The following is a 15,299-nucleotide window of genomic DNA, read 5'->3' as shown; positions in this document are numbered from 1 at the left end:
TCGTGTAAAAAAGAGTAATATCAAAAACTAAATATATGAAACAATTTTTCATTACCTTTTCTCTCACGCTATTATTTACAGGAAGCATCCATGCGCAAAAAAATGTCCTGACTGAAAATTTCCGGAATAATCTGGACAAGGATGAGATCACGAGGAGTTACGTTACCCCGGTGAAAGTCGTATGGCAATCGGATAATAAAAACCAACAGGTAAAAAATCCCGAAGTGCTGTTGACACAATTCGACGGACAATTATCTACCAGTGGAGCAGGTATGTGCGTATTGCAGTCGGATAACGAAGTGCAGGCTTCCGTTCTTCTGGATTTCGGAACAGAAATATACGGAGGAATAGAAATAGCCGCCGCGATAAGGGCGGAGAAAAAGCCCGTCAGAGTCCGTATCCGTCTGGGAGAATCGGTTTCCGAAGCTATGAGCGATTGTATAGACAATAGTGTCCCGGGAATGAATTCTGCCACCAATGATCACTCGTTAAGAGATTATACACTGGAAATACCCTGGCTGGGGACTGTCGAAGTGGGTAATTCCGGATTTCGGTTTGTCAGGATAGATCTCCTGGACAAAGGTGTTGATCTGCCGATACGGTCAGTAAGAGGAATCTTTCGATACAGGGATATCCCTTATCTGGGTTCATTCAAATGTGATAACGAACGACTAAATGAAATATGGGAGACGGGGGCCTATACCGTCCACCTGAATATGCAGGAATACCTGTGGGACGGAATAAAACGTGACCGGTTGGTGTGGCTGGGGGACATACATCCGGAAATCATGACGATCAACACCGTATTTGGTGATCACGAAGTGGTGAAGAAAAGTCTCGATTTTGGAAGGGATACCACTCCCCTGCCCGGATGGATGAACGGCATTTCCTCCTACTCACTGTGGTGGATCATTGCCCATCGCGATCTTTATCTCTATCATGGAGATCTCGATTATTTGAAAGCACAACAGCCCTATCTCTCTGAACTGATCAGTCAGATCATTTCAAAAATAGATAAAAACGGAAAGGAAAATCTGGATGGAGGTCGTTTTCTTGATTGGCCCACGGCAAATGATGAGAACGTTATTCATTCCGGTCTCCAGTCCCTGACGCTTATGGCTATGGAAGCGGGAAAAGATATTGCCGGATGGCTGAACGACCGTGAACTCAACCAACTATGCGCAAAAACATCCGGATCGTTGAGAAAACATCGCCCGGTTGACCATGGAAATAAACAAGCCGCTTCATTACTCGCTTTGGCCGGTATACTTTCCCCTGTCAAGGCTTCCCCGGTCATACTCAACAACGGAGCTAATGATTTCGCTACCTTCTACGGCTATTATATGCTCGAGGCATTGGCCAAAGACGGCAAATACCGGGAAGCGATGGATATTATTTCCGATTACTGGGGAGCTATGCTCGATTTGGGCGCTACCACCTTCTGGGAAAACTTCAATTACGAAGAACGACTGAATGCTATACCTATCGATCAATTGCCCGAACCATCGAAGTTCAATATCCACGCCGATGGAGGTGACCACTGTTATATCGGCCTCAGGGCCAGTCTCTGCCATGGCTGGGCATCCGGGCCTACTGCCTGGCTAACGGCACACGTACTGGGTATTCAGGTCGTGGAACCCGGGTCAAAAGTAATCCGGATACAACCCAATCTGGGAGGCCTCTCTTTTGCAGAAGGTACATTCCCTACTCCGTACGGTATTGTAACAGTGAAACATGTGAAACAACCTGACGGAAAAGTAAAAAGTGAAATAGATGCCCCGAAAGAGATAAAAGTTATAAGATAAATATATTCAAAATGAAATACCTGGTACTGACATTTTTCCTCAGTCTATCTGTTATTCCGGCAGTACAGTCAAACAACTCATTGCCTATTGTCCCCAAGCCGGCAAAGGAAAGCACTTCCGGAGAGCAAGTCGCTGTACAGCAAAAATGGACTATTTTTATTCCTTCTCAATTGAATATTAACAGGGAATATCTTTCTTCTATTTTCAAGGAGTTTGATATCGAGTTTGCTGACGCAACCGAAAAAAAGAACGCGCTGATCATCGTGAATGTAAACAATAAACTATCCCAAAATCCCGAGGCTTACCAACTCCAGATTACCGGGAAAGGTAAAATAACCATATCCGCCTCTTCCGAAAACGGAGTTTTATATGCATTCCAGTCATTGTGCCAGATAGTGAAGGGAGACGACAACATCATCACATTACCTGTTTGCAGTATCACGGACGAACCGGCATTTCCATGGCGTGCATTTATGCTCGATGAAAGCCGTCATTTCCATGGGATGGAAACGGTAAAGAGATTGCTTGACGAAATGGCGCGACTGAAAATGAATACTTTTCACTGGCATCTGGTCGATGATCCGGGCTGGAGAATTGAGATTAAAAAATATCCTGAACTCACGACAATAGGTTCCCTACGTGACTTCTCTCATAGAGACTTTACACCCGAAAAATGGGACGAGACATTCCCCGGTAAGAAAATGTTTTACACTCAAGACGAAATTCGTGAGATCGTAAAATATGCGGGTGAGAGAGGGATAAAAGTCATGCCGGAGATTGAAGTGCCGGGACATGCTTCAGCATCCATAGCCGCCTATCCCTGGCTTGGCGCAAGCAGCAGCAAGGAGGGAAAAGGTATCTGGGGTGATCTTTACAATGTGACTGACCCCAAGGTTGAAGAGTTCCTTCATGACATTCTGGATGAGGTGATTGCACTGTTTCCGTCAAAGCTTCTGCATATCGGTGGGGATGAAGCCGATCATTCACACTGGCGGAATAACCAACAGATTGTAAAGTTCATGGAGGACAACAATATTCCTACATTTGCCGATCTGCAGGTATGGTCGATCAACAGATTCTCCAAATACCTCGCATCGAAAGGTGTGAAAATGATGGGCTGGAACGAAATTACCGGAGACAATATCCGGAATGAAGCACATGTAGAGGAAGGACAATCGGAAAAATTGGCCGAAGGTACAATCGTCCATTTTTGGGATGGCGATATCGGGCTTGTGAACAAAGCCATCGAAAAAGGCTACGATGTAGTGAACTCCAACCGTCATTTCACCTATCTCGACTATCCCTACGAAGTGATACCTCTCGAAAAGGCCTATTCGTTCAACCCGATACCCGATGGTTTGAAAAAATCCAAAGAGTCCAAAATACTCGGTACGGGGTGTCAGATGTGGGGGGAATATACTCCCAACGTGACCCGTATATATTATCAAATATTCCCGCGTCTTGCTGCTTATGCTGAATGTGGCTGGACCAAAGCAACCAACAAGGATTATCAGGATTTTTGCCGACGCGTGAAAAACACCGAACGCCGTTGGCGAAAATTGGGTTATTTCAACCAACAGCCATCATTTTCAAAGCAAGATGATACCTTCACTCTTTGGCAATTACCTTCTCAAATAAATACGATCGGAAATTCCTACGTAATACGTACCAACAATAACAAAATTATTGTGATAGACGGAGGAGTAAAAGAAGAAGAAAATTATCTAAGGGGTTTTTTAGGTGCATTGGGCAATGTAGTAGATTGCTGGTTCGTAACCCATCCCCATGGCGACCATATCGGAGCTTTGACAAAAATTCTGGAAGACCCGAAAGGGATTACTATACGGGAAATTTGCCAATCTACCTTTTCAGACAACCTATTAGAATCGGAGCCCGGTTCTAAAAAGGACGCCGTGAAATATTATGAAACAGTGAAGAAATCCGGAATAAAGTCCACCGAGTTGACTCCCGGTATGGTTTTTACATTCGGCAACACTACCTTTAAAATCCTGGGGATTAAAAATGAAGAACTCGCAGGCACTAATCCCTATAATAATTCCAGCGTGGTAATGAGGGTTTCCGATCCTGTAAAATCGATACTCTTTCTTGCCGATACAGGAAAAGAGGCAGGGGATAAATTGCTGAATGGACCGTTCAAAGACGAGTTAGACTGCGATTACATCCAAATGGCGCACCACGGACAACAGGGCGTTTCCATGGATTTTTACCGCACGGTAAAATTCCGCGCCTGCTTGTGGCCCACTCCAACATGGGTCTATAATAACGATGGTGGGAAAGGGTTCAACACCGCCCATCTGAAAACCATGGAGACCCGTGAAACAATAGAAGAACTGAATATTACCGAACAGTACTTCAGTTTCGCAGGATTAACAATGATTGAATAAAATAAGCCGAAAACGTGCACCTATTTTCAGGACAAAACAGTAAAATGAATAAAAAAACAGGATTTATATGGTTACTATGGACGATAGGATTGTTTTCTTTCGCCCAGGCTCCGGGAAACAAAGCAATTTATATTATTATGGACGGTATCCCGACAGATATCATCCATAAAGCAAGCACTCCCAATCTGGACAGGATAGAGAAAGAAGGTGTTTTCTTGAACTCTTACGTGGGAGGAGAGAGAGGCGGTTATTCTGAAACCCCCACTATTTCTGCCAACGGGTATGCCACCCTGGTCACCGGAACGTGGGCACATAAGAATAACATCTGGGACAATAGCCTGAATGACCCCAATTACAACTACCCCACCCTGTTCAGACTCTACAAAGATGCTTACCCGGATGGAAAAATAGGAATCTTTTCCACCTGGCTCGACAACCGTACCAAACTCCTTGGGGAGGGATTACCTGCCACCGGAGGAATTAAATTCGACTACCATTTTGACGGGCTTGAAATAGACACCGAGAACTATCCCCACGACAAAAAGAGTTATTACATCAAAAGAATCGATGCAGAGGTAGCCATGGCAACCGCAAAAACCATTTATAAAAACGGACCCGATCTGTCATGGGTTTACCTGCAGTATACCGATGATGCAGGCCACCACTATGGGAATAGTCCCGAATTGTACAATTCCATCACCTTCCAGGATGCATTGGTCGGGCTGATCTATGACGCAGTAAAACAACGCGAGGAAGAGTTCGGAGAGAACTGGCTCTTTGTCGTGGTAACCGATCATGGCAGAACGCCGATTACAGCAAGACATCACGGGGGGCAAAGCGATAATGAACGCCATACATGGATGATAATGAATAAAAAGGATATCAATCAGTATGCCCTCAATTACCGTACTGCGGCCGTCGATCTTCTCCCTACTATCTGTGGTTTTTTGGATGTGAAAATCCCAGCCGAAACGCAATATGAATTGGACGGTATTTCTGTATTGAAAGAGATAGATGCTTTTGACCTGAAAGGTCATTTGAGTGGGGGCAAGATACTGGAGCTTAACTGGAATGCCATCAATAAGGAGAAAGATATGGAGGCGGAAGTGCTGGTAAGCTTCACGAACAATATCAAAGTAGGAGGAAAAGACACCTACCAAAAGATCGGTAAAGTGAATATTAAGGAGGAAAAGGCGGCTATTCCTATCAAGTTCCCTAAAAATTCAGATTTTGTGAAAGTCGTTTTAAAAACACCCAATCACACATTGAATTACTGGATCTATAAATAGCAAATAATCAGACTATTACAATTATCTAATAAACTGACCAATGGTTATCGGGGTATCCGGAATTGCGTAAGATATGTAAAGATGCCGGCGTCCATATATATAATGATACCAATGACGTAACATATGCCGGCAGGAATTGGATTTGCATTCATTCGGTGGAGGGAGGGAAAAGACGTATCAACCTGCCCTTCTCCGCGGAGGTTATCCAATACCCCGGCTCCGAAAAGATTTCCCCATCAACCGATCATGTAAATCTCCTATTGGCTCCTAAGTCAACGCTCCTTTTACAGCTAAAATAAGACAAAAAGAAAACCCTTCCCTAAGATCTCGAGTTAGTGATGAATGTTAAATATCATTTCTCTTTATTTGATTGTCATTTTTTACAACTTTAGATAGGGAATATCAGCTATTTTTGGAATATATTATATAACAAGGATTATTTAAGCGAAATAGAGATTTGCTTGTGACATAGTAAACAAAGGGACTCAGTATTTTTTCAAATTTAAAAGATATTTTTTTGCATTTATTATAAAAATCCAAACATAATTCTATGTATGTCATCCTTTTGAACTAATAGTTAATAATAGCTGAATTTGTTTGACTTATAATCATATACAAGTATTATTAATAGTTAAGCAAACTAAAACTATCAATAAAAAGCATTTTACTTCTAATTATCGGCAACTTTAGTATATTTTCATTAAGAACCAGTTGAGAATCATAAAATTTCCTGCCTATGACATAGAAATAATATTTTATCCATTTTGTTATAAAATAACAGATCAATCGCTTGAAAAATAAACGTATAGCACCTTAAGAACAGATAATTTTTATATTTAATAATCTAAAAAAATGAAAGAATGAAAAAGACAATTCCAGTAAATGTTGGAAAAAGGCTCATGTTCTTTTTTTTAAGCATATATTCAATTGGAATATTTGCACAAAATATAAATATCACCGGAACGGTGATGGATACCCAGGATGAACCACTCATTGGGGTAACCCTCAAAATTGTTGGAGAAAGTGAGAGAGGAACCATTACCGATTTCAATGGTCAGTACACCCTCACGAATGTTCCACCGAATGCAAAAATTGAAGTATCGTATGTAGGCATGCGCTCTCAGACAATAGATGTAAATGGCAGAACAAGGATCGACGTAATACTTACTGAAGATGCGGAACTCCTGGAGGAAGTCGTGGTAGTTGGTTACGGCATACAGAAGAAAGCATCGGTCACCGCAGCCATATCATCAGTCGATACCAAAGAACTGAAACAGAGTTCAGCTGCCAACTTGTCCGCCGCTTTGGCTGGTCGCCTACCTGGATTAACTGCTATCCAGACATCCGGACAGCCAGGAAGTGACGAAGTCAGTCTTTACCTTCGCGGGGTGGGAACCTTGAATAACGCTTCTCCACTTATCCTTATAGACGGGATACCACGAGACAATATAAGTAAAATAGATCCCAATGAAGTTGAATCAATCAGCATTCTTAAGGACGCATCGGCAACTGCAGTATTTGGGGTGCGCGGTGCCAATGGTGTTGTGATGGTGACCACCCGGAGAGGACAACCGGGTAAATCAAGACTCAGCATTACAGTCGATCAAAGCATGCAGAAATTTCTGGCGAAAGCCGACCGTTTGCATTCATGGGAGTTTGCAGAACTGCGGAATCAGGCTTATATGAATGATTATCCGGGAGCATCTGGCGATCAGTTGCCATTTACGCAGTATATGATCGATAAATATCGTAGTGGCGAAGACCGTGTGTTCTATCCCGATCGGGATGTTTATCATGATTATTTTAGGGATTGGGCGCCGCAAACACGTGTAAATGCGAACTTCGATGGCGGCGGTGACAAATTCACCTATTTTCTCAACGCAGGTTATATCGGCCAGGGAGGTAACTTCAAAACCGAACCAAAAAGCTTTTTGGGTTATGACCCAAGCTATAAGATGGATCGTTATAACTTCCGTGGCAATGTTGATTACAACATCGCCGGTAATTTAAAGGCGTCGCTGAATATTGCCACTTATCTTGAGAAAATGAACACTCCCCAAACCATTGCCCTGTTTAACGGAAGTGTTGCAGGAATGGTGGAAAATATGATTGCTTACACTTGGGCTACGCCTCCGACAGATCCGGGACCTACTACCGCCCCAGGTTATGGAGTGCCGGAAAATGAAATAGTCGCCCAATCTGGACAAGATAGGAACACTTATGGAGAGATAAACAGACGGGGGTATCGCCAGGAGACGACCAATAATCTAAACTCTTCCTTGACATTGGATTGGGGGCTGGATTTTATTACCAAGGGATTATCAGCCAAAGGGATGATAGCTTTTGACAGTCATGCCAACACTGTATTTCAAGGGGTTCGTAATTTGGATGCCTATGCTTTTCATGTAGCTCGCAATGCTAACGAAACCAATGGATATACCCCTATTCGATCCAACTCTGATCCGGCTATTAGCTTATCGAAAAATATGCAAACCCGGTATTACATGAATTATCAAGCCTCATTAAATTATGCCAGGGCCTTCGAGAAACATAACGTTACCGGAATGTTTCTTTATCAGCGTGATAATTGGGATAAATATGGTGCCGATTTGCCTTTCAATATAGTGGGTATTGTAGGTCGTGTAACCTACAATTACGACAACAGGTACCTGGCCGAATTCAACTACGGACATAATGGCTCAGAGCAGTTTGCCCCTAAAAATCGATTTGGGTCCTTCCCTGCCTTCTCTGTTGGTTGGATTCTTAGTAATGAATCGTTTTTGAGGAATAGTCCCTTTCTCACAAATCTGAAAGTAAGATTTTCACATGGAAAGACAGGTAACGATAAATTGGGGGAAGAAAGGTTCCTCTATCAAAGTTTCATTAATATGAAAGGCGGGGTTTTTCCCGGTTTAGGAAGAGGACAAAGTGTGGCACAAGGTAGAATGGGAAATGAGGCTCTCCAATGGGAGATAGCACAGAAAACCAACATGGGTATCGACGTGGAATTACTGAAAAGCCTTTCACTAACGGTGGATTTCTTTAAGGAACACCGCGATAAAATTCTGATCAGCCGTAAAACGATACCTATTCTTCAAGGTGTACCGTTAGAAAATATTCCGAGGGTAAATATCGGTGAAGTGGACAATAAAGGTTTTGAAGCTGAATTAACCTACCGGAAAACAGTCAACAAAGACTTTTCTTTCCTCGTCAAGGCGAACTACGCATACAATAAAAACACCGTTGTTTTTGCCGATGAAGTGCAATATGGAGAGGATTATGCCTATAGAAACCGAGTGACCGGATTTAGTATTGGCCAACCATTTGGATATAAGATAGACTACAGCAATGGTAATGGATACATTAACACGCAAGAGGAGTTAGATAATCTGCCGAAATATGAAGTGGGCGGGACTCCCCGTTTAGGTGATCTTATGTATGTAGACGTAAACGAAGATGGAGTCATCAATGACCGTGACATGGTGCCCATAGGATATCCGAATATTCCACGTCTTACTTATGGATTATCAGGCTCCCTCAATTATAAGAACATCGATTTTTCTTTTCTTCTTACAGGTGTAGGACAGACCAGCAGATATACCAGCGGATGGGGAGCAACAGAATTTGCATTGGTCGGCTTTTATAGTGGATGGCATAAGCATGCCTGGACTGCCGAAAGATATGCAAACGGAGAAAAAATTCTTTACCCTGCTCTGGGAATGGCAAGTGGCGTTAGCCAGAACCCCAATGATTTATTTATCATGGATCGCTCTTTTCTGCGTTTAAAAACCTTAGAATTGGGATACAACATCCCGGAAAAATGGTTGAAAATCATTGGCGTTGAAAGTTTAAGAGTCTACACTAACGGGAATAATCTACTGACTTTCAAAAAATTACCAATAGACACTGTAGATCCAGAGCAACCCGCAACCTTAGTGTATCCTTTGACAAAGATGGTTAATTTTGGACTTAACATTACATTCTAACCAATAAAATAATAAGATAAGATATGAAAAGATATCAACAATTAATATTTATCATATTACCATTAATCATGGGTCTCAGCAATTGCACAGATGCTCTTGACATGGCTCCTGATGGGAATATGCAAATGGATGAAGTGCTTTCTGATCCGGATAAGGTGGAGGGACTTTTAAACAGGTGCTATAATAATATTCCTCAAAAAGGGTACAGTTATTGGTTTTTTGACGCTTTAGTAGTGGCATCAAGCGATGATGGATATAATTCAGAGGAAGCACAAGGTATACCTTCCAGCGGTATGTATGCTGATAATAACTCGGCGAGTTTCCATAATATTAGGGATGCCCATGATGGACATGGAGGAGGGAATACAGGTTACTGGAATCGTTCCTGGCAGCAAATTCGTCTATGCACCCAATTCATTGAAGTAATAGATAATGCTGCCGTGCATGCGGAAACCAACAGGGGGCGTTTTAAAGCTGAAGCTCGTGTATTAAGGGCATTTTTCTATATGGAGTTGGTCAAGTGGTTTGGCAAAGTACCGGTATTGGACGCAACCGTGCCTTTCGATGCTGATTTTTCCACCTTGACCCGGTCATCCGTCTACGACGTGGCGAAATTCATTGTGGCCGATTGTGATGCAGCTTTGGCAGAGCCCAACTTACCGTGGAGAATTGACAATAAGAACGATGCCATGCGGGTAACCAAGGCGTTGGCATTAGCACTTAAAACGAAAGCCATGTTATTTGCTGCCAGTCCTCTGCATAATGAAGGTCAAAACCACTGGGAAGAGGCTTATACTACAGCCAAAGATGCTGTTACGAGATTAAAGGCGAACGGCTATGAGTTATTCACCAAAACAACACAAACCTCGGTGTATGGAAACGGGCCTGCAGCCGCCTTCCGCCAGCTGGTCACTCAAAACGCCGATTATTCCGCCACGCCGCGCGATAAAGAAACTATTTTCCAGGTACGGAGTGGCGACGTATTTGTGTGGCATATTGGTTATATTGGAAGCAATATGCCTAACACCTATAAATGCGGGGTTGCACCGACACAGGAGCTGGTCGATGCCTTTGAAACAATAAACGGGGAACCGGTACTTAACCTGAGTAAACCCTATTCAGATGAAAAACATCTGCAGCCCAATTACAATACTGCAAATACAATGTATGACCCCAACAATCCTTATGCCAACCGCGATCCTCGTCTTGCCGAAACAGTGCTTCATAACGGCAGCAAAATCATATTCGACAGTAAGGAAGTGACAATTGAAACATTTACCGGCGGAGCACATGCTCCCAGTTTCGATATCACAAACCGCAGTTTCTCAAGAACGGGATATTACCACAATAAAATGGTTACGCCCGGTGCAAGCGGCAACAGAGGGATTAATAATTCAAGATGGAAATATTATCGTTTGGGTGAAACTTTATTGGATTTAGCCGAAGCAGCTGCGGAAGCCAATCATTTAGAGGAAGCAAGGGCAGCAGCGAATGAAGTCCGCGCCCGTTCGGGAATGCCCAATCTACCGGCAGGTTTATCCCAACAAGAGTTGATTCTACGTATACGCAATGAACGTCGTGTAGAGTTGGCATGGGAAGAGCAACGCTATTTCGATCTCAGGCGCTGGCAAAAGCCAGATGGAGACTTGAGTGAGACAAGCAAATGGTTTACAGCAATGGTCATCACAAAACAAAGTGACGGTAGTTTTACTTATAACCGGCGGAATATCTCGAACAACCCGAGGGGCGGATGGCAAAACCGCGACTTGTTGCTTCCGCTGCCCTTAAATGAAGCAGCAACCCTTGAAGCTGTTACGGGAGAAAAATGGCAAAATCCAGGATGGTAACTTCAAATATGATGAAAAAATGAAGAAAAAAATAAAATTCATAGCGTTATACATTATTTGTTTATTGATGGCCGTGCCTTCATACGCGCAGGGAACAGATGATGTGCTGAATCGGGTTGTGAATGAATATAACCAACCGATCCAGGGTGCACTGATCAAGACGGAAGATGGTAAATATACATCACGAACAGCCAAAGACGGCACTTTTAAATTACCCTCCAAAATGGAGGACCAATTTATCCATGTCTCTGCTGCCGGCTATCTGAATACCCGTATTTCCACAGATCAATTGATAAATGACGAAAAGATACAACTCGCTTTCGATCCACACAACATGGGAGGAGAAGTTAACTTCGGATATAACTCCTATAACAAGGAATCGATTACTGGTGCTGTTTCCTCCGTTTCTGGGGAGATATTGGACAGAACGCCTTCCAATGTACTGTCTGACACCTATGAGGGAAGATTACCCGGCTTAACGGTTATAAATAACATTGCTGAGTTGACTTTCTTCGGATATGGGAATTTCACCAAAACGATCCGGGGCATTTCTACTGTGAATGGATATAGTCCGGTGGTAATTATAGATGGCGTAATTGCTCCTACACAATATATCGAATTTATTTCGCCTAAAGAAATAGAGAGTATTTCGGTATTAAAGGATGCATCTGCCACAGCAGCATACGGTATTCAAGGATCTGCCGGAGTGATCGTCATCACTACAAAGAGAGGATATAGTGGTAAGTTGAACGTGGAAGGCTATGCCGATTACTCATTTCAGCAGATGACCAGGCGTCCTCAATTTGTCAGCTCCGGTCAATATGCAAGACTACGCAATGAAGCAGGCGAACGGGACGGATTGGGTAAAAACTCCCAATTTTCGGATGAGGAGATTGGCTATTTCGATGCAGGCAATGATCCCAGGTATCCGAACAACAATTGGTTCGACCAGTATATCAAGAACTATGTGATGCGGCAACGCGTGGGTGTGAACGTGGGAGGCGGTACGGATAAGTTTCGTTACTATTCAAATTTAAGTTTCGTACATCAAGGTGAACCTTTGATTATTGCAGACGAACCCAATAGGAAGTATGACCCTACACCCAATGTAAATATCGGTAACTTCCGTACAAACATGGATGTAAATTTCAATGACTACATATCCGGTTATATGAGATTGACAGGAAATGTAAAACGGGAAATATTAGCAGGAGGAAATATGGGATGGACTATATATAACTATATATTCCAGCAACCTCCTACAATGTATGGCCCGCTTTCACCCATCAATGAAGATGATCCCGATATGAGTGAACAGGTAGTAACGGTAGAAGGATTGGATAATCCCGTATATGGTATATTGAACCGGTCTGGCTATCGTACGGTGATCGAGACAAATATCATCGCCCAGGCTGGCTTAAAGGTCGATTTGGATTACCTCGCGAAAGGACTTTCCGTCAGTGGCAGTATGGCCTATCAAACCTACGTACGAAACGAAACAGGGACTAATCAGAGTTATAGGAGACTTATACGGGAGGATGATTTTTCTACCTTAGACAATTTCATTCAATATAAAACATTCGAAAATACACCTTTAAGTTACGGCAAGGGTTCACTATTTTTTTATTATCTGAACTTTTTAGCAAGTGTGGATTATAACCGTCGTTTTGGAGATCACAGTATCAATGCTTCGGCTCATACCTATTATTTAAAACAGGAAAAAGAATCAACGGGCTCAGCCAATACTGTATTACCCTATAAACGCCAGAATTTCGGACTCTCTGCCCTGTATGGATACAAGGATCGATATTTTTTAAAAGCAGACATGGGATATTCTGGTTCGGAACAATTCCATCCCGACCACCGGTATTCATTCACACCCGCTATCTCAGGTGCATGGATCGCTTCCAAAGAAGACTTTTTTCAGTCTCAATTGATCTCCTTACTAAAGCTTAAGGCGTCGTATGGTGTCAGTGGCAATGACCAGCTTGGTGGAGCACGATTCCTTTATTTGGATAATATTCGCTCAGATGGTTCTGAACTGGAAATTGGGAATCCCAGGTTGGAAGCTGAAAAAATCAAAAAATTGAACGTGGGAATCAATCTGGGATTCTTGAACATGTTTACACTCGATGTTGATTATTTCTCCGATCATGTAAGCAATATGTTAATCAACAGTAGTTACACAATACCTGAATACCAGGGAGTCCCTCTCAATTATTTTCCAAAACTGAATGAAGGTGAAATGGAAAATAAAGGGTTTGAGTTGTCATTAGGGTTCAACAAACATCTCTCAAAAGATTTTTCAATTTTTGCACAGGCAAATTTCATGCAGGCTAAAAACAAAGTGATTAACATTAATGAGGCGCCACTGGGGGATGATTACGCCTATCCATACCGTACCGAGGGTTTCTCTGTCGGGCAACTCTGGGGATACAAAATTGATTGGAGCAACGGTAACGGGATGTTCAATTCAGCTGAGGAACTTGCCAACTCAAAGCTCAGTTACTCTTTTGGTACACCGCGGGTAGGAGATTTTATCTATAAAGATTTGAATAATGATGGGATTATCGATGAGAAAGACACAGCTCCTATGGGATACAGCTTTATTCCTCAACAGGAATATAGCTTGACAGGAGGATTCACATGGAAAAGTATCGAATTTTCATTTCTTCTTCATGGCGTAAGAAAAAGTTCACAGTTCCTAAGCGGTATGGGTGCTTATGAAAACCAGGGAAAAGGGATATTCAATGATATTCACATGAATGCCTGGACACCCGAACGGTATGCGGCCGGCGAAGAGATTAGTTTTCCTGCACTCTCTCTGTCACCGTCGACGAACCATGTCAACAATGATTTCTTTTTGAGTGATCGTTCTTACCTGCGCTTGCGTAATGTTACGCTGGCATATTCTTTACCTGAACGGATATCTGAAAAAATTCGTTCCGAAAGAATTAAAGTTATACTCAACATCCAAAATTTGTTCACACTAGACAATATGAAATCCAAGTATATTGATCCGGAAATTGGAAGTATAGCTACATTCCAACCTTATCGAGTTTTTAATATTGGCATTAGTGCAAACTTTTAATATTATAGATCATGAATAAGAGTATTATTAAAATATGTATAATAGCTATCACTCTCTTTAGCATAAATTCTTGTGCTGATCTGGATTTACCTTCCGACGGCAGATTAACGCTTAAAGATATATTCAACAGCTATCATCGTACAAGAAACTATTACGGCAACTGCCGTTCCTATTTCCCGCAGGTCGGATTTATGTACCAGGGCAATCGGACTCCTCTTGCCTCCTTTAGTGACGAAGCACATGATGCGAGTAATGGCGTGAGCGGTGCCGTATTCGACTGGTACAATAACCGCACCTCTGCTTCCAACAACCCTGTAGCAGGATCATACTCCTGGGCCCACTATTTCCAGGGAATCAGGAAATGCAACTCCTTTCTGGCAAATATCAATGATCCGGAAATGGCTACGGCGATAATTGACGAAGATGAGAAGAACGGATGGATTGGAGAAGTGCATGTCTTAAGGGCATTTTATTACTTACAATTAATCAAAAGGTATGGAGGCGTTCCGCTCATAAGCACACCTTATGAAGTTACCCATGATTTTTCCAATGATCGCCGTGCCACTTTCGAAGAGTGTGTAGACTTTATCATTGCCGATTGCGACGTTGCATTGGCGATCCCTGAAAGTGGAAAATCAGATATAGGTTTCCGCTGGAATATAAGTGACAATGAAAGGGGAACCATTACCCGCGCCTTTGCATATGCTGTCAAATCACAGGCAGCGCTATATGCTGCAAGTCCGTTATGGTACATATCAGGGAGTAAATATACCTGGGAAAAAGCCACAGAAATCACCAAAGAAGCATTGGACCAATGTCTGGCACACGGATTTGAGTTATTCAACGTCACACCAGGTGGGGATGTAGCCCAGAATG

Annotated in this window: 7 protein-coding genes; all 7 read left to right on the top strand. The window is 42.6% G+C overall.

Annotation, left to right across the window (positions count from 1 at the left end; translation table 11 throughout):
* Nucleotides 1-35: 35 nt before the first annotated feature.
* A complete protein-coding gene (locus tag ABV001_RS06985) occupies nucleotides 36-1,805 on the top strand; it encodes an alpha-L-rhamnosidase-related protein (protein WP_352422134.1) in 1,770 nt (589 codons plus the stop codon).
* 11 nt (nucleotides 1,806-1,816) lie between these two features.
* The gene (locus tag ABV001_RS06980) at nucleotides 1,817-4,210 is read left to right on the top strand and encodes a family 20 glycosylhydrolase (RefSeq protein ID WP_352422133.1); all 2,394 of its coding nucleotides are present in this window, start codon (nucleotides 1,817-1,819) and stop codon (nucleotides 4,208-4,210) included.
* Between the two features lie 44 nt (nucleotides 4,211-4,254).
* Nucleotides 4,255-5,499: an alkaline phosphatase family protein gene (locus ABV001_RS06975; protein WP_352422132.1), complete on the top strand. Its 1,245-nt coding sequence runs from the start codon at nucleotides 4,255-4,257 to the stop codon at nucleotides 5,497-5,499.
* Nucleotides 5,500-6,359: 860 nt separating this feature from the next.
* The gene (locus ABV001_RS06970; protein WP_352422131.1) at nucleotides 6,360-9,485 is read left to right on the top strand and encodes a SusC/RagA family TonB-linked outer membrane protein; all 3,126 of its coding nucleotides are present in this window, start codon (nucleotides 6,360-6,362) and stop codon (nucleotides 9,483-9,485) included.
* A 23-nt stretch (nucleotides 9,486-9,508) separates the two neighbouring features.
* Nucleotides 9,509-11,332 (top strand): RagB/SusD family nutrient uptake outer membrane protein, encoded by a 1,824-nt coding sequence (locus ABV001_RS06965; RefSeq protein WP_352422130.1) that lies wholly within the window; start codon nucleotides 9,509-9,511, stop codon nucleotides 11,330-11,332.
* Nucleotides 11,333-11,351: 19 nt separating this feature from the next.
* Nucleotides 11,352-14,423 carry a SusC/RagA family TonB-linked outer membrane protein gene (locus ABV001_RS06960; protein ID WP_352422129.1) on the top strand — a complete coding sequence of 1,024 codons (3,072 nt, stop codon included), beginning with the start codon at nucleotides 11,352-11,354 and terminating at the stop codon, nucleotides 14,421-14,423.
* An 11-nt stretch (nucleotides 14,424-14,434) separates the two neighbouring features.
* Nucleotides 14,435-15,299 (top strand): RagB/SusD family nutrient uptake outer membrane protein (locus tag ABV001_RS06955; RefSeq protein ID WP_352422128.1); only part of this gene is annotated, 865 nt, incomplete at its 3' end.

This window comes from Proteiniphilum sp., assembly GCF_040307845.1.
GTDB lineage: Bacteria > Bacteroidota > Bacteroidia > Bacteroidales > Dysgonomonadaceae > Proteiniphilum.
Note: the sequence above shows the minus strand (reverse complement) of the source record. Positions and strands in the feature narration are given on the sequence as shown.

Excerpts from the sequence above, each read along its gene's own strand:
- ABV001_RS06985 (WP_352422134.1), top strand. The coding sequence starts at position 36 with ATGAAACAATTTTTCATTACCTTTTCTCTCACGCTATTATTTACAGGA.
- ABV001_RS06980 (WP_352422133.1), top strand. The coding sequence starts at position 1,817 with ATGAAATACCTGGTACTGACATTTTTCCTCAGTCTATCTGTTATTCCG.
- ABV001_RS06975 (WP_352422132.1), top strand. The coding sequence starts at position 4,255 with ATGAATAAAAAAACAGGATTTATATGGTTACTATGGACGATAGGATTG.
- ABV001_RS06970 (WP_352422131.1), top strand. The coding sequence starts at position 6,360 with ATGAAAAAGACAATTCCAGTAAATGTTGGAAAAAGGCTCATGTTCTTT.
- ABV001_RS06965 (WP_352422130.1), top strand. The coding sequence starts at position 9,509 with ATGAAAAGATATCAACAATTAATATTTATCATATTACCATTAATCATG.
- ABV001_RS06960 (WP_352422129.1), top strand. The coding sequence starts at position 11,352 with ATGAAGAAAAAAATAAAATTCATAGCGTTATACATTATTTGTTTATTG.